This is a genomic window from Methylomonas sp. MK1, from assembly GCF_000365425.1.
In the GTDB taxonomy this organism is placed as follows: Bacteria; Pseudomonadota; Gammaproteobacteria; order Methylococcales; family Methylomonadaceae; genus Methylomonas.
The window spans coordinates 2,753,379-2,775,923 of record NZ_AQOV01000001.1; the positions used below are offsets into that span (position 1 = coordinate 2,753,379).

General features: G+C 50.7%; 26 protein-coding genes. 5 read left to right on the plus strand and 21 right to left on the minus strand.

The annotated features are described in order from the left end of the window. Positions 1–7 precede the first annotated feature (7 nt). The 5 genes from G006_RS0113100 (at position 8) to G006_RS0113120 (ending at position 4,752) form a co-directional block, all read left to right on the plus strand. Positions 8–1,132, plus strand: a complete 1,125-nt coding sequence (locus G006_RS0113100; RefSeq protein WP_020483654.1) for a glycosyltransferase family 9 protein — start codon at positions 8–10, stop codon at positions 1,130–1,132. A 90-nt stretch (positions 1,133–1,222) separates the two neighbouring features. Beyond that, entirely contained in the window at positions 1,223–1,948 is a 726-nt protein-coding gene (locus G006_RS0113105; protein WP_020483655.1) for a glycosyltransferase family 25 protein, read from the plus strand. 62 nt (positions 1,949–2,010) lie between these two features. Continuing rightward, entirely contained in the window at positions 2,011–3,180 is a 1,170-nt protein-coding gene (locus G006_RS0113110; protein WP_020483656.1) for an O-antigen ligase family protein, read from the plus strand. After that, positions 3,173–3,922, plus strand: coding sequence for a glycosyltransferase family 2 protein (locus G006_RS0113115; protein ID WP_020483657.1), 750 nt, complete (start codon positions 3,173–3,175; stop codon positions 3,920–3,922). Before G006_RS0113110 ends, G006_RS0113115 begins: the two co-directional genes overlap by 8 nt. Next, on the plus strand, positions 3,919–4,752 hold the full coding sequence (locus tag G006_RS0113120; protein WP_020483658.1) for a glycosyltransferase family 2 protein: 834 nt from the start codon (positions 3,919–3,921) through the stop codon (positions 4,750–4,752). The genes G006_RS0113115 and G006_RS0113120 overlap by 4 nt, the downstream gene beginning before the upstream one ends. Here the strand turns inward: G006_RS0113120 and G006_RS0113125 are convergent. From G006_RS0113125 to fliN, 21 genes are all read right to left on the minus strand, one after another. Further along, a complete protein-coding gene (locus tag G006_RS0113125; protein WP_020483659.1) occupies positions 4,749–5,171 on the minus strand; it encodes a DUF2802 domain-containing protein in 423 nt (140 codons plus the stop codon). The two genes, G006_RS0113120 and G006_RS0113125, sit on opposite strands and share 4 nt — an antisense overlap. Further along, entirely contained in the window at positions 5,171–5,335 is a 165-nt protein-coding gene (locus G006_RS28640) for a hypothetical protein (RefSeq protein WP_020483660.1), read from the minus strand. The genes G006_RS0113125 and G006_RS28640 overlap by 1 nt, the downstream gene beginning before the upstream one ends. 28 nt (positions 5,336–5,363) lie before the next feature. After that, a complete protein-coding gene (locus G006_RS0113135) occupies positions 5,364–5,837 on the minus strand; it encodes a chemotaxis protein CheW (RefSeq protein ID WP_020483661.1) in 474 nt (157 codons plus the stop codon). Positions 5,838–5,858: 21 nt separating this feature from the next. Beyond that, positions 5,859–6,590 carry a chemotaxis protein CheW gene (locus tag G006_RS0113140; protein WP_020483662.1) on the minus strand — a complete coding sequence of 244 codons (732 nt, stop codon included), beginning with the start codon at positions 6,588–6,590 and terminating at the stop codon, positions 5,859–5,861. Beyond that, a complete protein-coding gene (locus G006_RS0113145) occupies positions 6,587–7,390 on the minus strand; it encodes a ParA family protein (protein WP_020483663.1) in 804 nt (267 codons plus the stop codon). The genes G006_RS0113140 and G006_RS0113145 overlap by 4 nt, the downstream gene beginning before the upstream one ends. After that, positions 7,387–8,268 carry a flagellar motor protein MotD gene (gene motD / locus G006_RS0113150; protein ID WP_020483664.1) on the minus strand — a complete coding sequence of 294 codons (882 nt, stop codon included), beginning with the start codon at positions 8,266–8,268 and terminating at the stop codon, positions 7,387–7,389. Before motD ends, G006_RS0113145 begins: the two co-directional genes overlap by 4 nt. 10 nt (positions 8,269–8,278) lie before the next feature. After that, positions 8,279–9,025 (minus strand): flagellar motor protein, encoded by a 747-nt coding sequence (locus G006_RS0113155; RefSeq protein WP_020483665.1) that lies wholly within the window; start codon positions 9,023–9,025, stop codon positions 8,279–8,281. Continuing rightward, entirely contained in the window at positions 9,025–10,119 is a 1,095-nt protein-coding gene (locus tag G006_RS0113160) for a protein-glutamate methylesterase/protein-glutamine glutaminase (protein ID WP_020483666.1), read from the minus strand. Before G006_RS0113160 ends, G006_RS0113155 begins: the two co-directional genes overlap by 1 nt. 9 nt (positions 10,120–10,128) lie before the next feature. Continuing rightward, a complete protein-coding gene (locus tag G006_RS0113165; protein ID WP_020483667.1) occupies positions 10,129–12,348 on the minus strand; it encodes a chemotaxis protein CheA in 2,220 nt (739 codons plus the stop codon). Positions 12,349–12,358: 10 nt separating this feature from the next. Beyond that, entirely contained in the window at positions 12,359–13,081 is a 723-nt protein-coding gene (locus tag G006_RS0113170; RefSeq protein ID WP_020483668.1) for a protein phosphatase CheZ, read from the minus strand. 17 nt (positions 13,082–13,098) lie between these two features. Then, positions 13,099–13,473: a chemotaxis response regulator CheY gene (locus G006_RS0113175; protein WP_033193930.1), complete on the minus strand. Its 375-nt coding sequence runs from the start codon at positions 13,471–13,473 to the stop codon at positions 13,099–13,101. A gap of 99 nt (positions 13,474–13,572) precedes the next feature. After that, a complete protein-coding gene (locus tag G006_RS0113180; protein ID WP_020483670.1) occupies positions 13,573–14,319 on the minus strand; it encodes an RNA polymerase sigma factor FliA in 747 nt (248 codons plus the stop codon). Beyond that, positions 14,316–15,149, minus strand: coding sequence for a MinD/ParA family protein (locus G006_RS0113185; protein ID WP_033193931.1), 834 nt, complete (start codon positions 15,147–15,149; stop codon positions 14,316–14,318). The genes G006_RS0113180 and G006_RS0113185 overlap by 4 nt, the downstream gene beginning before the upstream one ends. Before the next feature lie 31 nt (positions 15,150–15,180). Then, complete coding sequence (flhF, locus tag G006_RS0113190; protein ID WP_020483672.1) at positions 15,181–16,587, minus strand: flagellar biosynthesis protein FlhF; 1,407 nt, start codon at positions 16,585–16,587, stop codon at positions 15,181–15,183. A 15-nt stretch (positions 16,588–16,602) separates the two neighbouring features. Next, entirely contained in the window at positions 16,603–18,708 is a 2,106-nt protein-coding gene (gene flhA, locus G006_RS0113195; RefSeq protein WP_020483673.1) for a flagellar biosynthesis protein FlhA, read from the minus strand. Between the two features lie 19 nt (positions 18,709–18,727). Continuing rightward, complete coding sequence (flhB, locus tag G006_RS0113200) at positions 18,728–19,855, minus strand: flagellar biosynthesis protein FlhB (RefSeq protein ID WP_020483674.1); 1,128 nt, start codon at positions 19,853–19,855, stop codon at positions 18,728–18,730. Further along, positions 19,856–20,632 carry a flagellar biosynthetic protein FliR gene (fliR, locus tag G006_RS0113205; RefSeq protein ID WP_020483675.1) on the minus strand — a complete coding sequence of 259 codons (777 nt, stop codon included), beginning with the start codon at positions 20,630–20,632 and terminating at the stop codon, positions 19,856–19,858. Beyond that, positions 20,629–20,901 (minus strand): flagellar biosynthesis protein FliQ, encoded by a 273-nt coding sequence (fliQ, locus tag G006_RS0113210; RefSeq protein ID WP_020483676.1) that lies wholly within the window; start codon positions 20,899–20,901, stop codon positions 20,629–20,631. Before fliQ ends, fliR begins: the two co-directional genes overlap by 4 nt. Positions 20,902–20,910: 9 nt before the next feature. After that, the gene (gene fliP / locus G006_RS0113215) at positions 20,911–21,630 is read right to left on the minus strand and encodes a flagellar type III secretion system pore protein FliP (protein WP_442785764.1); all 720 of its coding nucleotides are present in this window, start codon (positions 21,628–21,630) and stop codon (positions 20,911–20,913) included. Positions 21,631–21,649: 19 nt separating this feature from the next. After that, the gene (gene fliO / locus G006_RS0113220) at positions 21,650–22,093 is read right to left on the minus strand and encodes a flagellar biosynthetic protein FliO (protein WP_020483678.1); all 444 of its coding nucleotides are present in this window, start codon (positions 22,091–22,093) and stop codon (positions 21,650–21,652) included. After that, positions 22,093–22,545, minus strand: a complete 453-nt coding sequence (gene fliN, locus G006_RS0113225) for a flagellar motor switch protein FliN (RefSeq protein WP_020483679.1) — start codon at positions 22,543–22,545, stop codon at positions 22,093–22,095. The genes fliO and fliN overlap by 1 nt, the downstream gene beginning before the upstream one ends.

Here is a 22,545-nt window from a genome sequence, read left to right on the forward strand (position 1 = left end):
TAAAGCCATGTTGATCAGCCAGCGCTCCATGCCCAACCAAAAACCGCTCAATATACAACCTAAACGCATTTTGGTGATAACGCTGCGTTATCTGGGCGATACCCTACTGGTGACGCCATTAATTTCTTCGCTGAAGCAAGCCTATCCGGATGCGGAAATCGATGTTTTATTGCCGGCAAGTAACGCGGGCATGCTGGAAGGCAATCCCGACATCCATCGCTTACTGCCCGTGACGGGTAAACTCGGCGGCTTGGCCTTCGGGAAATTGTTACTTAGCCTGTTTCGCCGTTACGATTTAGCCATTTCCACCCAGGCTGGCGACCGGCCAACTTTGTGCGCGGCGATAACCGGCAAGACCGGCATCGGCTTTGTGCCTGACGATGCGACTAAGGCTTGGTGGAAAAAAGTGCTGCTAAACCGCTGGCTGGTATTTGGTGCCGATTACGATCATGCCGTACTGGAGAATTTGCGCTTCTGCAAACTACTCGGAATAGCACCTTGCTATCGACTGACCCCGCCGCAAAGTTCGACGCCGATACCCAGCATAACCAATCCCTATGCCGTTCTGCATATTATGCCGCAATGGCGCTATAAACAGTGGCATGCCGACGGCTGGCGGGAGCTCGTCGCCTTTTTAGGCCGGCAAGACCTCCAAATCGTATTGACCGGCAGTGGCAACCCCGCCGAACTCGACGCGTTGCGAGAATTACAGCAACGACTGCCATCGGATGTAATCAATCTTGCCGGTCAACTGTCACTCGGGCAATTGTCCGCCTTGATCGGCAAAGCCAGATTATTCGTGGGTCCCGACACCGGTATCACCCACTTGGCTGCGGCCACCGGCACACTGACTTTTGCCTTGTTCGGTCCCACCGACCCGGAGAAATGGGCACCCTGGCCGTATGGATACAGTGAGAATAAAACGCCTTTCCCGTCTCGTGGTTCGGGCCAAGTACATAATGTGTATCTGCTGCAAGGCCAAACCGAACAAAATTGCCTACCCTGCCAACTGGAAGGTTGCGATAGGAACCGCAATAGTCACAGTGCCTGCCTCGATCAGTTATCCGGGGCCCGAGTAATCGACGTTATCGCTCAGGCTTTACAAGCCAAACCACCCGTAACATCAGGTTGACTACCGCTTAACAGTAAGAACGATGATGTTATTTTCCGCAAAACCGTCGATAATCGCGGCTTTTCGTCAGCTACCTGATTCCAAATTCGCATGATGCTATCGCCAAGCCTTGACCGCATTTTGGTTTTGAATGTTAAGAAATTCGCTCAACGCCGTATTTTCATGGAACAACAGTTGCGCAAATTCGGCTTATCGGCCGAATTTATTTTCGACTGGGACATTGACGACTTGACTGACAGCGTAATGGCCGAATTTTTCCGCGACAACCAGCTTACGGCCGGCCAACAATCCTGCGCATTAAAACATGTGGCAGCTTTACAAAAAATTGCCGATGCTGGCGGACAGGGCTATTCATTAGTGCTGGAAGACGACGCGGTGTTTGGCAAGGATATTAAGCTTGGTTTAGAGCGGGCTATCGCCCAAAGCGCTCGCTTTCCGGGTGACAAAGTGATCTACATTGGCTCCGGCGGTAATTTTTTTACCCCCAAGAGCCAACGCAAACCCGGTCAATACCTTTATCTAGGTCATCGCGGTCGTTTTGCCGACTCGTACTTGATCGATGCCAGTACCGCTCGCCGGCGACTGGACTGGATTAAAGCTCACAAAATCGCTGAACCGATAGACAATCAATTCGAAAAGATCGACAAACAGCTCGGCATTCAAATGATTTGGCTGGAGGAACCGGTCATCGAACAAGGCAGCAAAAACGGCTTATTCAAAAGCGCATTGGAAGCCGATCCGCCCACCTGGCTGAAAGGACTGTTTTTCCGCTGGGAAAAACTCAAGCGTAAACATATCTACCAATTATGGCGTTAAGACCACAAAACATGTTTGCATCCCCCCAGACGTCCGAGACATCACTCAATATCTGTCGCAGCATGACTATTGTTGCAGCCATCGCCGCGCCCATTTCCACGGCCATCGCGAGCATAGCCAGTGTGGCTTTGTTAGTATTCTGGCTACTCTCAGGCCAGGCAGTGCAGACCCTTAAGTTATCCTGGCAACAGCCTGTTGGAAAAATGATCTTGCTATTCATTGCCTGGCTGCTGATCGGCACTCTTTACGCGGATACAGACTGGCACAGCAAATTGGAGACTTTATCCAGCTGGAAAAAACTGCTCTATGTATTCCTTCTACTTGGCGTTTTTCAGCAATCGGAATGGCAAAAACGTTTTATCTACAGCTATTTCATCGCCATGGTGGTAGCCGGCATTGTTGCGATACCACTTTGGGGCATGGATCTTATCGTTAGGGACGGCCGGGAAGCAGGTATTTTCATGACCAATCATGCCACACAGAGCACTGCTTTTGTGGCAGCCCTGCTCTGCGCTATCTTCCTGGTGCAAGAACCGCTAAACACCCGGCAAAAATATGCAGTTTGGGCCGGAATAGCCATCTTTCTATTCAATATTTTCTTCGTTAGTACGGGTAGAAGTGGCTATTTAGCCGTACCCATCGCCGCAGTTTTTGCATTGGGCTCAATATATGGCTACAGCAAACTACCACAGATTATTGGGATAGCCGCCATCGTGCTGGTGGCATTTGGCCTTAGTTCCAGCACATTGCAAGAACGATTCAGACTGGCTTGGGACGAACAAGCTAGTTATCAAAGCAGCCAGGATTTAACCTCAGTAGGCATTCGAGTGGTCTTTTACCAAAACACCGTGGAACTCATCGAGAAAGCGCCTTGGTTCGGGTACGGCACCTCATCGTTCAAAGCGACTTACAGTAATTATGCCTCGGCCAAAAGCCAGGGATGGCAGGGTACCAGCACCAGCGATCCGCATAATCAATACCTGTTCATTTGGCTGGAAAATGGCTTGGTCGGCTTACTGCTGTTTTTTGCTTACATTTATGTCGCATTGCGCCAAGGTATGAATAACCTACCCTACGGTCCAATTGCCGCCAGTTTTTTAGTAGCCATCTGTGCTTCAAGCCTGTTCAACTCGCATTTCAAAACTTTTGCTGAAGGTTATTTGCTGGCGTTTTTTCTCGGCGCCTTGCTAAGTCGTCCAGCCGATTCCAGCCTTCGTCAGGCCGATGCTTAGCGTTATCGTCATCACCAAAAACGAGGCGCAACATATCGGCCGCTGTCTGGCATCGGTAGCTTGGGCCGATGAAATCATCGTGCTCGACTCGGGTAGTAGCGACGAAACCGTGGCGATTTGCCGACAATTTACCGATAAAGTCTTCATTACCGACTGGCCTGGATTTGGGCCGCAAAAGCAGCGGGCATTGGACAAGGCACAAGGAGACTGGGTGTTATCTATTGATGCCGACGAGGAAGTCGGCCCGGCGCTAAAAGCCGAAATCCTGCAAGCCATGCAGCAAAACGAGGTGCAAGGCTTCGAAATTCCGCGTTTATCCAGCTACTGCGGCAAGCAAATCAAGCATGGCGGTTGGTGGCCCGATTATGTGTTACGACTATTTCGCCGCGATGCCGGACATTTCAGTAGCGAAGTCGTGCACGAGCGTATTGAAGTTAAGGGGACTATCCGTCAACTTAACAATCCACTCTTGCATGAAGCCTTCGTAGACCCGGCGGAGGTACTGCATAAGATCAACGCTTATTCTTCGCTGGGCGCCGAGAAACTGTTCACTAACGGTAAGCGCGCCAGCTTGGGTAAAGCCATTGGCAAGGGTTTGTGGACGTTCATCCGCACTTACTTCATCCAGGCAGCCATTTTGGATGGTGCGGAAGGCCTGACTCTTGCCATCTCCAACGCCGAGGGCAGTTATTACAAATACCTGAAACTACGCCAGCTTTGCCGCAAAACAGCAAGCAAATGAACGGCTTGATCTCGGTCATCGTCACCACCTATAACTGGCCGGAAGCGCTTTCCACCTGCTTACTCGCGCTGATGGCTCAACAAGATCGCCGGTTTGAAATCATCGTCGCCGACGACGGTTCCGGCACTGCAACGCAGGAACTGATCAAAGACTTTATCGAAACCTGCGAAATTCCAGTACGGCACGTTTGGCATGAGGATAAGGGATTTAGGGCCGGCACCATTCGTAACAAGGCGGTTGCCGACAGTCGCGGCGATTATCTGCTATTTATGGACGGCGATTGCGTAGCGCTACCGGATTTTATTAGTCATCATCGACAATTGGCGGAAACCGGTTATTTCGTTCCGGGCAACCGGGTGTTATTGAACGAAGCTTACACATCACTGGTATTAGGGCAAAAAATACCGCTGCATGAACAGTCCCTTGGCTTTTTTTTACGCCAATGGCTGCGAGGCCGCATCAATCGTCTGTTGCCTTTGCTGTATTTACCGCTATACGGCTGGCGTTCTTGGCAACCGCAGAATTGGCAAAAAGCCATGACCTGCAATCTGGCGGTCTGGAAAGACGATTTCCTGGCAACAAATGGTTTTGATGAAGTCTTCGAAGGCTGGGGATATGAAGACTCGGATCTGGTGATCCGTTTGATTCATTACGGCGTCAAACGCAAGGAGGGCCGCTTCGCGGTGCCGGTTTTACATCTTTGGCACCGACATAACGATAGAAGCCAACACGATGAAAACTATCAGCGTTTATTACAGCGAGTTGCGGATACAACGATGATTCGCGCGGAACTGGGGGTGGATCAGTATATGGAAACGATCCGCAGCTAACCCAAGCCGGAACGCCTACCTCCGCCATGTAAGCGCATCAATAAAACCGCTTCGTCGCGGGTTAGCCCGCAATCCCTGACCAATTCTTCAATACCGACGCCATTGCGGATTTTTTGGATCACATCTTCATAGCCGCTTGCGGGGATAGGTTCTGCGGGCGCGACGTTAGTAACAGTTTGCCGCTGCGTATTGACTTGATCCACAATGCTATTTAGGCGCGAGTCGTTCGCGGCCAGCCGCCGATCAACAGCCACCGCGGCGGAACAAAGGCCGGCGACGTCCTCGTTGCTACGCTGTACCCGCTCGTCAAGGCTTTGAAACTGTTGTTTTAGTGTTTGCTGCTGCCGCAACAGCCACACTAACATCGCTAAGACAAATACGACTACCCCCGCCAAAACCAGCAATAAATATTCGCTCATCACACTATTTCGTCAACATGCTCGGCAGGCTGTTTATTGTCTTTGTTCGGGTCGGGCTTGGTTTGCGGTTGTTTTTGCGGAGGGCGTTTTTCGCGCTCTTCCCGCTCGACCTTGTATATCGTATGCACTGGAGAAAAAGGCGTGATCGGTGTTATCTCGGCCATGTTGCACCTCGCATACCTAGTTAGGCAATCAAAACATATCCAGCTCGGCTTTTTCGTCGTCGCTAAGGAATTTATTCAAATCTACCAGAATTAACAAATGATTGTCGCGACTGGTGACACCTTGAATGTATTTTGAGCTTTCTTCATTACCGACGTTAGGCGCGGTTTCAATCTCGGAAGCGCGCATTTCCACGACTTCAGCGACGCTATCCACCAAAATACCGATGATATGCCGGTCGGTTTCGATGATCACTACCCGCGACGCATCGTCCGTGTCTTTGGACGGCAAGCCGAAACGGTTACGCGTATCGATGACGGTGACCACATTACCGCGTAAATTGATGATCCCCAATACGTAGGAAGGCGCGCCGGGCACCGGGGCAATCTCGGTAATACGCAACACCTCTTGCACTTGCATGACATTGATGCCGTACTTTTCGTCGCCTAGACAAAAAGTCACCCATTGCATGATAGGGTCGCCTTGTTTTTTATCTTCGCTCATTTTGCTGTATCCAGATGCTGTTTAACTATTTTTTCTATGCGGTACTAGCTGTTTAACATCGATAATCGCTGTCAACTCGTCTATTACCGTACCGATTAACCATGGCTTTTTTTGTCTGGCCGTTCGCCATCTGACCCCATCGGGCTTAACTTTTCCGATGGAGAGAATTTCATCACACACCAAACCCCATTTTTTATCCTGGGTTATTAAAATGCGCTCGAACGGATATTCTTCACTATCGGGCTGCAAGCCTCGGCTTTTGCCGAAAATCAACTGCCGAGTATCAAGCACGCCGATACGGCTATCATGCTCGTCCAGCAAACCCAAGAACCAAGAGGGTTGTCCGGGAATTTTCGTGGGTTTGCGATCAATTTTGATAGTTCTCGACAACTCGATCAGCGGCGTTGCCAATATCAGCTTATCAACCTTAAAAAACAAAGCCTGAAACTCGTACTGCGACCAATCCGGCATTATAGACAGTGCCTGTAGTTTAGCCGGGATTTCCGGCTCTACAAGCTTGGTTTGTCGGTTCCTAACCAGTGATTTGGAAGTTGATTTCGGACTGCCGGTCAAGATCGGAACAGGATCCGGCAACTTGATCGGCTCCTCAACGACAAGCGGTTCCCGCGCTATCGCCGGTTTTACGCTAACAGTTTCCTCTGCTTCGGGCACCTCATCCAACAGCGTCTGTAAGTAAACATCGAGCGCTAACTGTTGATGAACGATACTGGGGGGTGGTTTTGCCTGAGTCATTTATGCGGCGCCAAGTTTTTGTCTGGACTCTTATCAAGCAATAACAGTTCCAACAATTCGGCATACGCTTCCGCTGCACGTGCACTTTTGTCATACAGGGGTAATGGAATACCGGCCTGGCTAGCATCCCGCACTTTAGTATCTACCGGTACCACCGAACTCCAGGCATTGTCCGGGTACTGCTGATGTAACGCCGCTAAACTGTCACGGGCCGCCTTGGTGCGTTTGTCAAACATGGTCGGCACGATAGTGAATTTAGGCGGCGTTTTCCGGGAATGGAACACCATTTTTATGGTGTGCACCATTCTATCCAGACCTTTTAAGGCCAGAAATTCGGCTAAAACCGGAATAATTAAATGATCGCAAGCCGCCAGCGCATTGATCATTAAAACCCCCAACATCGGCGGACTATCGATAATCACGTAATCGTATTGGTCGGCCACTTTGTTTAATGCGGTAGCAACCACCAAGCCCATGCCGCCGATTGCGGCGACCTGCCTATCCAAAGTGGCGATAGCAGTCGATGCGGGCAAGACATCGATTCCATCAAAGTCGGTCTTGGCGATATAGACCTGAGGATCGATGTTTTTCTTTTTCTCGCTGGCATCGAGAAATAAATTGTAAACACCAAGCTCGATCTCATCTGGATTCATCTTGAAATAGCTGGTCAACGAACCGTGCGGATCCAAATCGACCAGCAGAGTCCTAAACCCCCAGGAAGACAGCAAGCCACCCAGCGTCACCACGGTAGTCGTTTTACCGACTCCGCCTTTTTGATTGGAAACTGACCATATTTTCATAACTGAGCCGGCAGTTCCGGCGTCTTTTCAACTGCGGTTTCAGGTGGCGAGCTGGGCTGCGACGGCGCCAAATTCAGCACTTTCGCGCGTTCGTCGTCAGTCATGCCGTAACGAGCAAAGGCTTGCGACATCAGCACTAATACAACTCGCCGATTCTTAAAGCGCCCTTCTTCGTCTTTGTTATCGGCGATCGGATGAAATTCTCCATAGCCCACCGCCGATAATCTTGTCGCCGGAATATTGTTTTTTACCAACTCCTTGACCACGCTGGTCGCTCTGGCCGAGGATAAGTCCCAATTGGACGGGTAAAAGCCGGTGGAAATAGGCACGTTATCCGTGTAACCCTCCACGTTAATCACATTAGGCACATCTCGTATCACTTCCGCGACTTTTGCCAGCACGGGGAGCGCTTTAGCGGACAGTTCGGCCTTGCCGCTGGCGAACAGCAATTCGCTGTTCATTTCCAATTCCACCCAGAAATCGTGCTTTTTAATACCGACGAGCTTGCTTTCGACATAAGGCTGCAAAGCGCCTTGAAACTGTTCGGAGACTTCGCTAAGCCGCTGCTTTTCTTGCAAAATCTCCTCGCTTAGTTCACGCTCTTCGGCTGTAGCCAAATTAGGCAGCTCGATAGGTTGGATCGTAGTAGGAATCACACCGATCTGAATCGGCTCGGCTTCCTTTTGAATCTTCTCGTTGTGAAACAGGGCCTGGTCCAGCGATTCGGAGAATGTTTCGTATTTACCCTTATTAACCGAAGAAATCGAATACATCACCACAAAAAAGGCAAAGAGCAAGGTCACAAAATCAGCGTAAGACACCATCCAGCGATCGTGATTATCGGCCTCTTGCAATGGCCTGCGTCTGCGCCGACTCATAAGGCCTCCATTATTTTTCCAATAAAAAACCGGATAATTTCAATTCGATATTACGCGGGTTTTCGCCCTCGGCTATCGAGGAAATGCCTTCTATCACCATCTCCCTGGCTTGCGATGCTTCGAAAATCAGACTCTTCAGCTTATTGGCTATGGGAATAAACAATAGATTGGCTAGGCCGACACCGTAAATAGTCGCGACGAAGGCTGTCGCGATGCCGCTACCCAACAACTCCGGTTTGGCTAAATTCTGCATGACATGAATCAAGCCTATTACCGCGCCGATAATGCCGATAGTCGGCGCATACCCGCCCATTGCCTCGAAAACCCTGGCAGCCTGGATATCCAGATGCTCTTTTGTCGTTAGCTCAACCTCAAGGCAATCGCGTATCACTTCCGGCTCGTTACCATCGACCAGCAACTGCAAACCTTTTTTGGCAAAACTGTCTTTTTCGGTTTCGATAACGGATTCCAACCCCAGCAAGCCTTCCTTGCGCGCCAGAGAGCTCCAGCGTACGATCTTGTCGATTTGCTTTTTAAGCTGCAAATTTTGCGGCACAAAGATCCAACTCAAAATTCGTAAACTGCGCAGAAATACCTTGGGCGGAAATTGCAACAGCGTGGCTCCCAGCGTACCCCCCACCACAATAATGAAGGCATGAAAATTGATTAGGGACCCGAGCTCTCCTCCGCCCATTAGGTTACCGCCGATAATCGCGGAAAAACCTATCAACACGCCCAAAATACTGAGAATATCCATCAATGTAATTTTTTAAATTGGTTGGCAATCTCTTCCAGAGAATAAATATGATCCGCCAGACCGGCTTCTGCGATGGCTTTCGGCATGCCATAGATAGTACTTGTCGCCTCGTCCTGCGCCCAAATTTGCGCGCCGCGCTGCCTTAACTTCATAGCACCAGCCTTGCCGTCGGCCCCCATGCCGGTCAACACCACCGCCAACACATGCCCGGCGAACACCTCGGCAAGCGAGTCAAAAGTAATATCGACGCTGGGACTATAAATTTCCCCGCTTTGCTTGGCCCTCAATGCAATCCGCCGCTCACCGGCTACTTGCTTTACTTGCATCTGCATTGCCCCTGGCCCTAATAATGCGGTACCCGGCTGCAATACGTCACCATCTCGCGCTTCCCTGACATTAATGTTGCACAGCAAATTCAAGCGTTCGGCAAAGCTTTTGGTGAAATTAGGCGGCATGTGTTGCACCAGCAATATGGGTATCGAACACTCAGCCGGAATTTTGCTCAGCACGTATTGCATGGCGACCGGACCGCCGGTCGAGGCGGCAACCACTAAAAGCTCGATTTTGCCACTAGTTGCTGTCTTGGACCATGCCGACGCAGCGCGCATCGGCTTGGCTACGGGTTTTTCTGCGGTTGAGCTCTGATGCTCTTCTAGGCTCGTGCGCGCCAGAGGTCTAGGGGAAGTCATTCTAGTCGCCTGAGAAGCCACCATCCTCACCCGATATCTCAGCAAGTAGCGGGCCGTTTCACGATTAGCATCGATGTCTTCCAACTGCTTGGGCAAAAAGTCGATAGCGCCGGCATTTAACGCATCCAGAGTGGCTTGAGCGCCGACTTGTGTCATTGCCGAAAACATCAGAATCGGGCAGGGCCGGGTACCCATGATTTTTTTGACTGCCGTGATACCATCCATGATTGGCATCTCCACGTCCATGGTTATAACATCCGGTTGCAGACTTGCCGCAAGCTCTATGGCTTCGCGACCGTCATGGGCGACGCCTATCACTTTAAACTCTTGATCCTCTTCTAAAATTTCCCGAATTCTTTTACAGATAAAATTGGAGTCGTCGACGATCAGCACCCGAATGGTCATATTGCCGCGTCACATCGCATACTTCTTCATCAGACCCGGCACATCGAGTATCAGCGCTATCTTGCCGTCACCGGTAATGGTGGCTCCCGCCAGCCCTTCCAATCCATGTAACTTGGCACCCAGCGCTTTAATCACCACCTCTTCCTGACCGATCAATTGATCCACCACAAAACCAACATGCCTGCCGCCGGCGTTCACCACCACCACATGATTGGTCGGCTGCGTTTCGCCTGTGAAATAAGAACCTCTGACCAGCCATTCGCTTAAATAAAACAGCGGTAAGGCCTTGTTTCTGACCATTACCACCAATTGACCATCTACCTTATTGGTTTTGCTCAAATCCAGATCGAGTATTTCCAGAACGCTGGCCAAGGGCAACGCGAAAGCCTGTCCGCGCAGCTTCACCATAAGGGTCGGCATGATAGCCAAAGTCAGAGGCACCTTGATCAGAATAGTGCTGCCCTTGCCTTCCACCGAATCGATTTCCACCACGCCGTTCATTTGCGCGATACGGGTCTTCACCACGTCCATGCCGACACCGCGACCGGATACGTCGGAAATTTCGGTTTTGGTGGAAAAGCCGGGTAGAAAAATCAGGTTGTAACATTCCTTATCGTCAAGACGGGCGGCGCTTTCTTCATCCATCAAGCCTTTTTCCACTACTTTGGCGCGCAGTATGTCGGGGTTCATACCTTTGCCGTCGTCTTTGATGGACAACTGGATATGATCGCCTTCCTGAGAAGCTTTCAATATCACCACGCCTTCCCGAGGTTTGCCGTTGGCTTCGCGCTCATCCGGCGATTCGATACCGTGATCTACCGCGTTTCTGACCAAATGCACCAAAGGATCCGCCAGGGCCTCGACCAGATTTTTGTCGAGATCGGTTTCTTCACCCACCAACTCCAGCCTGATTTCTTTTTTCAGACTTCTAGCCAAATCGCGTACCACACGCGGAAAACGCCCGAAGACTTTTTTGATAGGCTGCATCCGCGTTTTCATCACCGCCAGTTGTAAATCGGCGGTCACCACATCCAGATTGGATATAGCCTTGGACAACTGTTCGCCAGCTTCGGCATTGGCTTTAAGGGTTTGGAAGCGATTGCGTACCAGCACCAACTCCCCGACCATATTCATAATATCGTCCAAAATCTGGGTATCTACCCTGACCGTGGTATCGGCTTGCGGTGTTGCGGCTTTACTTTTGTCGGAAACGGAATCTACTACCGGCGCTACTTTGCCGAGGTTATTTTCGGGCTCCACATCGGCGGGCGGTTTCTCGACCGGCTCGGGTTTAGCAGCCACCACCGGTTTCTCGACAGGCGCCGCCACATTTTTAATTGGTGCGTCTTTTTCACCCGCAGCTTGCTCGTCAATCTTGCCCAAATTGGCAGCATCGAACTTACCTTTACCGTGTAAAGCATCGAGTACTTTATCGAACTCCTCGTCGGTAATATCCCCCGAATCGTTGGCTTGAACAGGCGCCTCGGCTTTTACCGAAAACTTGCCTTTGCCATGCAACTCGTCGAGTAAATTTTCAAACTCGTCTTCACTAATTTCGTCATCCGCCGCCGGGGCTGCCGATTGCGGCGCTATGTGTACAGTAGGAGAACCACCTTTACCATGCAAAGCATCCAGCAAATCTTCGAATTCCTGTTCGGTAATTTCGTCGGCATCTTCCGAGGCGGATTCGCTAGCCAATAACTCCTCGGGATCGAGCATCGCATCGTAGTCTTGAGCTGCGGATTCTTGAGGGGATAGCTGCTGCCGAGTGGATTCGTAAGTTTCGTTAATTACAGCGGTTTCAACCGCAATCTCAGCAGGCGCGGATGCAGCAACTTCGGCCGGCCCCGCGTAAGATTTCAAGCGTTTCAATAGACCTTGATCCGCCGATTTTGGCGTATTGCCCGAACGGACTTGCCCAAACATCTCGTTGACGATGTCAACTACTTGCAAAATCACATCCATCAAATCCGGGGTGACTTGGCGATCACCCTGCCTGAGCACGTTAAAAACGTCTTCGGCGTTATGACAAACATCGACCAGAGCGCTGATAGCCAGAAAACCGGCACCGCCCTTTATGGTGTGGAACCCGCGAAATATCGAGTTGAGGAGATCAAGATCGCCGGGTGATTGCTCCAGTTCTACCAGTTGTTCACCCAGTGAATCGAGAATCTCCCCGGCCTCGACCAGAAAGTCCTGCAATATTTCGTCGTCCAGATCGATCGCCATGTTGTTTTCCTCAGAAACCTAGACTAGACAGTAAATCATCAACATCGACCTGACTTGTGGCGACATCGCCGGCTCTGTCATCTACTCCGGGGACAACCGGTCCGGGCACTTCGGGCTGCAACGCCGCTCCGCTGCTTGGCGTGATTTTGCGACTGGAAATTTTGATCAGATTAACCATGCTGCCTTCTAGATCCTGCACCAAATCGATAACCCGGCGGATAATCTGCCCGGTAATATCTTGAAACCCTTGCGCCATCAAAATATCGTTTAAACCCGCCTGGATTTTTTCCAGAGACACTTGCGATTGCTCAAAATATTGACTGAGGTCGGCGCTCATCGCCTTAAACTCGTCGAACGGCATTTCCCGATCCAAAAAGCGATTCCATTGCGCCGACAATTGTTTAACCTGCCCGTTCAGCTCATCCGATACCGGCAACAACTCTTCAACGGCGGTTAGCGTCTGATCCGCGGCTTGTTCGGTCATGGCGATCACATAATGCAGGCGCTCCTTGGCGTCCGGGATATCGTGCTCAGCCATGGCCGCTATTTTAGAATCGACGGAAAAACTAACCATGGTGTCGTGCAATTGGCGAGTTAGGCGGCCAATTTCTTTAAACAATTGTGTTTCTCTTAATCCGGCTACTTGATCGAGAATTTCGTCGGCAGCCGCTTCGTCGCATTTTTCTAATGCTGCGACCAAATCTCGGGCCAAACTCAGCAGGTCAGTATTCATCGTAATCTCCCTGTGCTTCAGCCGTCGATGCGTTCAAAAATCTTTTCGATTTTCTCTTTAAGCGTAGCAGCAGTAAAAGGCTTGATGACATACCCATTTACACCGGCCTGCGCAGCCATAATGATTTGCTCGCGCTTGGCTTCGGCTGTGACCATCAACACCGGCAGATTGGCCAAACTGGGAGTAGACCTGACGGCCTTCAATAAATCGATGCCGGTCATACCCGGCATATTCCAGTCAGTAATCAAAAAATCGATACCGCCTTTTTCCAAAATAGGCAGTGCCGTTTTACCGTCGTCAGCTTCCACAGTGTTGGTAAAACCCAGATCTTTCAACAGGTTTTTTACTATTCTCCGCATTGTCGAAAAGTCATCGACAACCAGAATACGCATATTTTTATCCAAGGATAATCTCCACCCAGATTACTTTATTGTTAAGAAACCTCTAATTTGTGGCTAATAATTGCGAAAAATTCCTGCAATAACCACATATTAGCTGCACTTTTCATTATCTTTCCCTTCCACCCAATCCGCAAGTCTAGCGCGTAAGCGCAACATCGCCTGACTACAAATTTGGCTAACCCGCGATTCGCTAACATCCAGCACCTTGCCAATTTCACGCAAATTCAGCTCTTCATCGTAATACAGCGATATGACTAGGCGTTCGCGCTCCGGTAATTCCGAGATGGCCTTGGCCAGGGCTTTTTGAAAATGCTGTTGGATCAGCACCTCATCCGGCTGCTGATTGCCGTGCACATCGTCAATGACGCTGTCTTCGCCTTGCACCAATTCTTCGACGCTAAAGGTCTTGCAAGACACCGCGTCTTGCAGAATATGATGGTATTCGGTCAGATCGATACCCATATGCCCGGCCACTTCGGTATCCTTGGCGTCGCGACCCAGATGGTTTTCAACCTCGCGTATCGCCTCCGCCACCATCCTGGCTTTCTTGTGCACCGAACGAGGCGTCCAATCCGAACGGCGCAATTCATCCAGCATAGCCCCGCGAATGCGGATGCCGGCGTAAGTATCAAAGCTGGCACCCTGGCCGGCGTCATAATGTTTCAGCGCTTCCAGCAACCCCAGCATGCCGGATTGAATCAAATCATCGAGCTGCACCGTATCGGGCAACCGGCCCATCAAGTGGTAGGCAATGCGTTTTACCAGCGGCGCATGTTGAATGACTAAAGCATCAACATTTCCAGCCTGCACGGCAGCATACATTGCCGCTCCGCTCATGCAACATCCTCTTTCGCGCTGTACTGGATCATCCGTTCGACAAAAAACTCCAGGTAGCCGCCCGCTTTGGGCTTGATGGGCCAGCTGTCGATTTTCCGCGCCAGATTCTTGATGGCCAGTGCCGCTTTACTTTGCGGGAACGCTTCCACCACCGGGGTTTGCTTTTGCACGGACTTTTTCAAATATTCGTCCTGCGGTACTGCGCCGACAAAATGCAAGGCGACGTCCAAATAACGGTCGGTCACTTTACTCAACTTATTGAACAAAGCCTGTCCATGTTCTGCGGACTGCACCATATTCGTAATGATGTGAAAGCTGTTAAGCCCGTAATCTCTATTCAACAATTTGATGTAAGCATAGGCGTCGGCCAGTGAAGTCGGCTCATCGCAAACCACCACAATGATTTCCTGACAAGCACGGGCAAAATTCACCACGCTTGCCGAAATACCGGCAGCGGTATCGACGATCAACACATCCAACTCTCGGTCGATTTCGCTAAAAGCCCGTATCACGCCGGCTTGCTCGATACTCGACAAATCGGACATCCGCTGAATACCCGACGAAGCCGGAATGATTTTTAGCCCGGAAGGCCCGGTCATCATGATGTCCTTCAAGCTTTTTTCGCCGCTCAATACATGCGACAAATTGAATTCGGGAAACATGCCCAACAAAATATCGACATTGGCCAAACCCATATCGGCATCGAGTATCGCCACCCGCCTGCCCATTTTGGACAGCGCTACACCGATATTCACGGAAAGATTGGTTTTACCAACCCCACCCTTGCCACTTGTTACCGCGATTACTCGCACCGGTTTCATATGTCTCATTTGTCTAATTCCAGCTGCCTGATCGAATGACTTATGCATGACTTTCCGCCAGCCAGTCTTCAACATTCACATCGTCGCCATAGCCACGGTCCTGATCGACACTTTCCATACACTGCTGAATCAAGGCATCGGCATCGGGTAAGTAAATATCTTCCGGAACCTGCTGACCGTCAGTGATAAATGACAATGGCATGCGCCGCTCGATAATCGCCGACAACGCGGTACCTTTGCTAACTGCCTCATCAAACTTGGTTAGTATAGTCGCTTGTGGTTCGAGTATTCGGAACGCGTCCATAATTTCCAGCATTGCTTTATATTGCGTGGTTGCGGACATCACCAAATAGGAGCGTATAGGCAAATCGCCGTGTTGCAAGGTTTTCAGCTGCTCCGCCAAGCGCATATCGCGCTGACTCATGCCTGCGGTGTCGATCAAAATCAGGCGTTTATCGGAAAAACTGTTGATATGCCTGCGCAATTCCTCCGCATCGCCCGCCACTCTGACCGGCACATCCAGAATTCTGCCGTAAGTATTGATTTGCTCGTGCGCACCGATCCGATAATTGTCCGTGGTAATCAGCGCGATCTGCCGGGAGCCGTGTTTTAAAATAAACTGCGCAGCCAATTTAGCGACTGTGGTGGTTTTACCAACGCCGGTCGAGCCGACCAATGCGGCGATCCCGCCTTGATCCAGCAAATTGTCGTCGGCTATCGGCACCAGTCTGGCCAACATTTCTTGAGCTTTGCCAATAGCCAAATCGAATTGTTTATGGCTGCCCAGCCGATTGGCTATCTTGCCCGCCAAATTTTTCGAAAAACCGCACTCCAACATCCGGTCGCGCAAATCATCGTGTAAAGGTAGCCCGTGTTGCGGCATTTGCATGACTATATTCGACAACTTACTGTCCAACATGGTCCGCAGTTCTTTCATTTCCGCACGCATTTCGTCGATGAATTTATCGCCATTGTGCGCTTGAACCGGCCGAGGCTCGGTTAACGGTTTTAATTTTGGATCGGCATTCGCCCACGCTGGTTTTTCGACTTGGCGAACTTTTTCGGAGATTTTCTGCGCGTTGTTATGACCAACCTGGAGTTTTTCGGCATAACCGACGTATTGATCCAGGTTACGGCGGATCGGGTTTTCCGGAATACTGCCTTCCGCGCCGCGTTTTCTGGCGCTGCTTAAAACATGCAGCGATTTTTTTTCGGCTTCGAGATCTGGCAAATCGACTTTTTTAACTTCATTGGGCGGCGATTTTTCGTCTTCGCGTTGCTTGAGATTTTTATGAATGACTTGCTCGTCAAAGTCGCGGGCCGCAACGATTTCCACGCCGCCATCCACCGAACGGTTGGACATAATCACTGCATCGGCGCCCAATTCTTCTTTGACCATGCGCATGGCCTGCCGTATGTCTGCTGCAAAAAAGCGTTTAATTTTCATCGCGCAACCTCTATTTTATTGTCCACGCTGTCCCACTGTGGAAACCACCCTGATCTGCCGATCTTGGGGGATTTCATTATAGGCCAGCACATGTAAGCCGGATATCGAATGACGAACGAAGCGAGCCAACCAGGGACGAATATAAGAAGACACCAACAACACTGCGGTCTGTCCTTCCATTTCCATCCTTTGCGCACTTTCCTCCAAGGATTTGTGCATCTGCTCAGCCAGGCCCGGTTCTAAACCGGCACCACCTTCGCCCGCCGTCTGCAATGACCTATGCAATATCTGTTCCAACCCAGGATCTAGGGTTATAACCGGAATCTCTGTCTGTACCCCATTGATTTCATGGACAATTGAGCGTCCCAAGGCCGCCCGTACCGCCGAAGTCAAGATGTCCGGATCTTGACTCTTCACCCCGTACTCCGCCAAAGTTTCGGCGATGGTCCGTAAATCGCGAATCGAAACCCGCTCTTGCAGCAAATTTTGTAAAACCTTCACCAAAATACCCAAGGGCAAGGTTTTCGGTACCAAATCCTCGACCAGCTTCGGCGCCACTTTCGATAGATTGTCCAGCAACTGCTGCGCCTCTTCGTAACCAAATAATTCGTGCGCATTGCTTTGTAGAATATGACTGAGATGCGTGGCCACCACCGTGCTGGGGTCGACTACCGTGTAACCCAGGGTTTGCGCCTGGTCTTTTTGATTGGCATCGATCCAGATCGCATCCAAACCAAACGCAGGATCCTTGCACGGCGCGCCTTGCAATGTGCCGAACACCCGGCCTGGGTTAATCGCCATTTCTTTCTCGGGCATGATATTGGCTTCGCCGACGCTCACGCCCATCAAGGAAATCCGGTATTCGGTAGGCGACAAATCCAGGTTATCCCGAATATGCACCGAAGGAATTAGAAAACCCAGCTCTTGCGACAATTTCTTGCGCACACCCTTGATGCGCATCATCAATTGGCCGCCCTGATTCCTATCCACCAGCGGAATCAAGCGATACCCCACTTCCAGACCAATCGCATCGACCGGCATCACATCGTCCCAGCCTAATTCCTTGATTTCGGTTTTGGCTAGTTGTTGCGGCGAGACGATGCGCTCCATTTCCAGGGCTTTTTCTTCCTCCAGCTTACGCCGCCTATCGATAAGATAAGCACCGCCGACCAGTGTCAACGCCAGCAAGATGAACACTAGATTCGGCATGCCGGGAATGATGCCTAAGATGCCCATAACCGCCGCAGTCACCAGCAGCGTTCGGGGATCTTCAAACAGTTGCGAACTCAACTGTTTGCCAATGTCTTGTTTGCTGCCGCGGACCCGCGTGACCACCATCGCGGCAGCGACCGATAATAGCAGCGACGGAATCTGCGCCACCAACCCGTCACCGATAGTCAGCAACACATAAACATTGGCGGCGTCGGCAAAGCTCATGCCGTGTTGACCCACGCCTATCGCCAAACCGCCTATCATGTTCACGAACAAAATGATGATGCCCGCTACCGCGTCGCCGCGCACGAATTTACTGGCGCCATCCATCGATCCGTAAAAATCGGCTTCGGCAGCCACTTCTTCGCGGCGGGCACGAGCTTCATCTTGGTTGATCAACCCGGAATTCAAATCAGCGTCGATAGCCATCTGCTTGCCCGGCATCGCGTCCAAAGTAAAACGGGCGCTCACCTCCGCTACCCGTCCGGCACCTTTGGTTACCACCATAAAATTGATGACCACCAAGATCGCAAACACTACGATACCCACCGCAAAATTGCCGCCGATGACGAATGAACCGAAGGCTTCGATGACTTTGCCGGCGGCATCCCCGCCCTCATGGCCGCGAATCAACACCACCCGGGTGGAAGCCACGTTCAAGGACAGCCGCAACAAGGTTGCCACCAAAATCACAGTGGGGAAGGACGCAAACTCCAGCGGCTTGAGGGTGTAAATCACCACCAGCAGGATAATCAGCGAGAACGCAATATTGAAGGTAAAAAACAAATCCAGCACAAACGGCGGCAGCGGCAAAATCAACAATGCCAGCAACATCACAATCAATAGTGGCGCGCCCAAGCCCAAGCCTGTCAGTGCTTTAAGTGCGTTGAGTAGTTTCGTAAAATCCATAATTCAGCTCGATACCGGGCTATTGCTTAAAGTCGTCGGGTACTTGCACATCGGTAGGCGGAACCGGTTTGTTCCAGCCGTATTGCGTCGAAGCCCGTAATTGAAAAACGTAGGCCAATACTTGGGCGACCGCCAAGAATAAGCCGCGCGGTATTTCCTGATTCAGGTCGGTGGAATAATATAAAGCTCTCGCCAGCGAAGGGGCTGCAACCAAGGGTACTTGCGAGGCCATTGCCAGCTGCCGAATCTGCGCGGCAACTAAATCGGTACCTTTGGCAACCAGCAAGGGTGCGCCATTGCCGCTCTGATCGTATTTTAAGGCTACCGCGAAATGGGTGGGGTTGGTGACGATGACATCGGCACTAGGCACTGCATCCATCATCCGCCGTTGTGCGGCCTCCATCTGCATCCTGCGAATTTTGCCTTTAACTTCCGGATTACCCTCTTGATCCTTGGCTTCATCGCGAACCTCCTGCTTGGTCATTTTCAATTGGCGCTGGTGATTCCACAATTGATAGGGCGCATCCAGCATCACCAACAGCAAAAAGGTAGCGCTTAAAATCACCAAACAGAAGGAAATAATATCGCCGACATGATGGATGGCTTGATCGAGGGGCAAGCGGCTCAAGCCCATAAAATCGTCGAAGTACAGTTTGAACAAATTCCAGGAGACAATCGCAACCAGTAAGGTTTTGATGATGGCCTTGACCAGTTCGACCAAGCCTTGAATTCCGATGATTTTTTTTATCCCAGTCAGCGGATTGAGCTTGGAAAACTTCACCTCGAAGGCTTCGCTGGTAAAGTTCCAACCGCCCAACATCATCGCCGCCGCCAAATCGGCAACCACCAATACCACCAAAAACGGCAGAATTACCCACAAACCTTCGGCAAACGCCGCCTTCAAATAAATCAAAGGCGTCGCCGGATCGAACACGGCCTCCCGCGACAACTGTAAAGGATGCCTCATCATCTCCAGCATGCTGCGCCACATACCTTGACCGGAATAGAAAAACAGCGCGGCACTGGTAATTAAGGTCACAAAGGTGTTGAGTTCCTTGGACCGCGGAACCTGGCCTTTTTTACGTGAATCGGTAAGTCGCTTACCGGTGGGGTCTTCGGTTTTATCTTGACCGGAATCTTCTGCCATTTATTGCAACCTCAACAATGCACCGACCAGCGCGAAGCCTTTGTGCAGCATATCGCTAAAGCCTTCCAGCATGGTCGGCAGGCCAATCCAGATTAAGCCCATACCCAGCATGATGGTGATTGGGAAACCGACACCGAATATCTGTAACTGCGGCGCCGCTTTTGACGCAACGCCGAAACTGATGTTGACGAATAACAATGTCGCCATCACCGGCATGGCCAGCAGCAGGCCGTCAGCAAATATCAGACTGCTCCAACTGATTACGCGCCACAAGTCAGTCTTATCCATACCGATACTACCCACCGGCAAAGTATGGAAGCTTTGCGCCAACATCTCGATCAGCAATAAATGACCATCCACCGCGAGAAATAACAAGCTGCCGCTAATTACAAATAATTGGGCAATCACCGGCACCTGCACCCCAGTTGCCGGATCGACCATGGATGCAAAGCCCAAACCCATGCTGTAAGCGATAGTCTGCCCGGCAAATAACATAATGGAAAACACCATTTGTAGGATAAAGCCTGTGGTCAAGCCCAAGGCGACCTGCTGTACAGCCACCATAAACCCTTGGTAGCCGAACATTTCAATATCCGGCATTGTCGGCAAGGTTGGCATAATTACCCAGGTAATCAATAGGCTGGCGATTAATCTTACTTTGGCCGGCACCGCTTTGACGCTAAAAACCGGCACCGTGATGAACATGGAACTGATGCGAAAGAATGGCCAGACAAACGAAGCAAGATACCGCAGTAACTCGTCTTCGCCGAAGTTCATCCTATTAGTGTAGGAATATCGCGCATCAAATCTTGGAAATAATCGATGAGCATTTGCAACATGCCGGGACCGGCTATCATCAACACCGCGATAATCGTCGCCAGTTTGGGGATAAATGTCAGAGTCTGTTCTTGAATCGAGGTTGCGGCCTGAAACATGGACACCAGCAAGCCAACAACCAAGGAAGCAATCAGGATGGGTCCCATTAATTTCAAGGAAATCAATACGGTATCCTGGGCTATTGCCGAGATGGTTTCCGGTGTCATCATCGGCTTGGCCTATACGTAAAAGCTGGCTGCCAGCATTTCCATCACCATGGTCCAGCCGTCCGCCAGCACAAACAACATAATCTTGAACGGCAACGAGACGATCATCGGCGACAGCATCATCATACCCATGGACATCAATACACTGGCTACCACCAGATCGATGACCAGGAACGGCAGAAAAATCAGGAATCCTATCTGAAAAGCAGTTTTCAACTCACTGGTCACATAAGCCGGCACCAACAAGGAAAACGGCACATCTTCCGGTTTATCGATTTGCTCACGGCCCGAGATGCGCACAAAAGTATCCAAATCCGCCTCGCGGGTTTGTTTGAGCATAAACTGTTTGAACGGCTCCGAGGCTTTTTGCAAAGCGGTCACGGCGTCAATTTTTTCTTCCATGTAAGGCTGCACGGCCGTTTCATTAACCTTTTCCAACACCGGCATCATGATGAAAATAGTTAGAAATAGAGATAGCCCCAATAACACTTGATTGCTTGGCGCTTGCGCGGCACCTATGGCTTGGCGCAGCAGGCCCAGTACGATCATGATGCGAGTAAACGAAGTCATGGATAATAACAATGCCGGCAACAAGGTCAGCATCGTCATCAACGCTAAAATCTGGATGGTGACCGTGTAGGTTTCGCCGCCTTTAGCGTTGCTGGTCACCGTAATGGCATCTATGCCTACTGCGGCGTAAACAACTTCCGGTAAAAACAGTAAGCCGATCATCAGGCACGAAAAAATCAACTTAATCATGGTGCTTACTTTGCATGACTTGCAGCAATTTCTTGGCAAATACGCTGGTTTCCTGCCCCTCTGCGCTATTCATAAACAAGCGCTGGTCGCCTTCGAGCTCAAGCAGTTTATCGATACGTCCGCTACTAACACCTAACAGTAGCTGTTTCTCACCGACTTTAACCAACACCAATTTTTCGCGCATACCCAACGACAATCCGGCCAACACCGCTAGCTGACTTTTACCGACAAAAGCCAAACTACCGCTTTTACGTAATAGCCACACCGACAGAAAAAATAGCGCCAATACCAATAACAATGCCAACAGCCATTGTGCGACATCTCCGGAAGTCACTACTTTCGCGGTCTGCCTGGGCAACGTAGCGGTTTCGTCAGCCCATACAGCAGGTGCAATTAATACCGAAATAATTTGGGTAGCCAAGCGAGATAAAGACATCAGCCTAGCTTTCTGACCCGTTCCGACGGACTGATAATGTCGGTCAGCCGAATACCAAACTTGTCGTTGACCACCACTACTTCGCCGTGAGCGACTAAAGTACCATTCACCAGCACATCCATCGGTTCGCCGGCAAAACGATCCAACTCCACAACTGAGCCCTGGTTTAGCTGCAACAAATTTCGGATATTGATTTTGGTTCGACCGATCTCCAGCGACACCGTCACCGGCACATCGAGAATGACGTCCAGTTTGACTTCATCACTGCTAGGACCGTTATTTCTGGATTTTTGCTCGCTAAACTCGGGGAACTCGGCGGCGGCAAAACCTTGCTGAGAGCTCTTGGCGGCGTTTGCTTGTTCCTTCAGCGCGTCGCCCCAATCAGCTTCAGCATCGGCTTGCTCGTTCATCGCTGCGGCCCAGTCGTCGCCGATTTCGTCGTTTTCACTCAT

What these genes read in the sequence shown, in the direction of transcription:
- G006_RS0113100 (WP_020483654.1), top strand. Translation starts at nt 8, where the DNA reads ATGTTGATCAGCCAGCGCTCCATGCCCAACCAAAAACCGCTCAATATA.
- G006_RS0113105 (WP_020483655.1), top strand. Translation starts at nt 1,223, where the DNA reads ATGATGCTATCGCCAAGCCTTGACCGCATTTTGGTTTTGAATGTTAAG.
- G006_RS0113110 (WP_020483656.1), top strand. Translation starts at nt 2,011, where the DNA reads ATGACTATTGTTGCAGCCATCGCCGCGCCCATTTCCACGGCCATCGCG.
- G006_RS0113115 (WP_020483657.1), top strand. Translation starts at nt 3,173, where the DNA reads ATGCTTAGCGTTATCGTCATCACCAAAAACGAGGCGCAACATATCGGC.
- G006_RS0113120 (WP_020483658.1), top strand. Translation starts at nt 3,919, where the DNA reads ATGAACGGCTTGATCTCGGTCATCGTCACCACCTATAACTGGCCGGAA.
- G006_RS0113125 (WP_020483659.1), bottom strand. Translation starts at nt 5,171, where the DNA reads ATGAGCGAATATTTATTGCTGGTTTTGGCGGGGGTAGTCGTATTTGTC.
- G006_RS28640 (WP_020483660.1), bottom strand. Translation starts at nt 5,335, where the DNA reads ATGGCCGAGATAACACCGATCACGCCTTTTTCTCCAGTGCATACGATA.
- G006_RS0113135 (WP_020483661.1), bottom strand. Translation starts at nt 5,837, where the DNA reads ATGAGCGAAGATAAAAAACAAGGCGACCCTATCATGCAATGGGTGACT.
- G006_RS0113140 (WP_020483662.1), bottom strand. Translation starts at nt 6,590, where the DNA reads ATGACTCAGGCAAAACCACCCCCCAGTATCGTTCATCAACAGTTAGCG.
- G006_RS0113145 (WP_020483663.1), bottom strand. Translation starts at nt 7,390, where the DNA reads ATGAAAATATGGTCAGTTTCCAATCAAAAAGGCGGAGTCGGTAAAACG.
- motD (WP_020483664.1), bottom strand. Translation starts at nt 8,268, where the DNA reads ATGAGTCGGCGCAGACGCAGGCCATTGCAAGAGGCCGATAATCACGAT.
- G006_RS0113155 (WP_020483665.1), bottom strand. Translation starts at nt 9,025, where the DNA reads ATGGATATTCTCAGTATTTTGGGCGTGTTGATAGGTTTTTCCGCGATT.
- G006_RS0113160 (WP_020483666.1), bottom strand. Translation starts at nt 10,119, where the DNA reads ATGACCATTCGGGTGCTGATCGTCGACGACTCCAATTTTATCTGTAAA.
- G006_RS0113165 (WP_020483667.1), bottom strand. Translation starts at nt 12,348, where the DNA reads ATGGCGATCGATCTGGACGACGAAATATTGCAGGACTTTCTGGTCGAG.
- G006_RS0113170 (WP_020483668.1), bottom strand. Translation starts at nt 13,081, where the DNA reads ATGAATACTGACCTGCTGAGTTTGGCCCGAGATTTGGTCGCAGCATTA.
- G006_RS0113175 (WP_033193930.1), bottom strand. Translation starts at nt 13,473, where the DNA reads ATGCGTATTCTGGTTGTCGATGACTTTTCGACAATGCGGAGAATAGTA.
- G006_RS0113180 (WP_020483670.1), bottom strand. Translation starts at nt 14,319, where the DNA reads ATGAGCGGAGCGGCAATGTATGCTGCCGTGCAGGCTGGAAATGTTGAT.
- G006_RS0113185 (WP_033193931.1), bottom strand. Translation starts at nt 15,149, where the DNA reads ATGAGACATATGAAACCGGTGCGAGTAATCGCGGTAACAAGTGGCAAG.
- flhF (WP_020483672.1), bottom strand. Translation starts at nt 16,587, where the DNA reads ATGAAAATTAAACGCTTTTTTGCAGCAGACATACGGCAGGCCATGCGC.
- flhA (WP_020483673.1), bottom strand. Translation starts at nt 18,708, where the DNA reads ATGGATTTTACGAAACTACTCAACGCACTTAAAGCACTGACAGGCTTG.
- flhB (WP_020483674.1), bottom strand. Translation starts at nt 19,855, where the DNA reads ATGGCAGAAGATTCCGGTCAAGATAAAACCGAAGACCCCACCGGTAAG.
- fliR (WP_020483675.1), bottom strand. Translation starts at nt 20,632, where the DNA reads ATGAACTTCGGCGAAGACGAGTTACTGCGGTATCTTGCTTCGTTTGTC.
- fliQ (WP_020483676.1), bottom strand. Translation starts at nt 20,901, where the DNA reads ATGATGACACCGGAAACCATCTCGGCAATAGCCCAGGATACCGTATTG.
- fliP (WP_442785764.1), bottom strand. Translation starts at nt 21,630, where the DNA reads ATGATCGGCTTACTGTTTTTACCGGAAGTTGTTTACGCCGCAGTAGGC.
- fliO (WP_020483678.1), bottom strand. Translation starts at nt 22,093, where the DNA reads ATGTCTTTATCTCGCTTGGCTACCCAAATTATTTCGGTATTAATTGCA.
- fliN (WP_020483679.1), bottom strand. Translation starts at nt 22,545, where the DNA reads ATGAGTGAAAACGACGAAATCGGCGACGACTGGGCCGCAGCGATGAAC.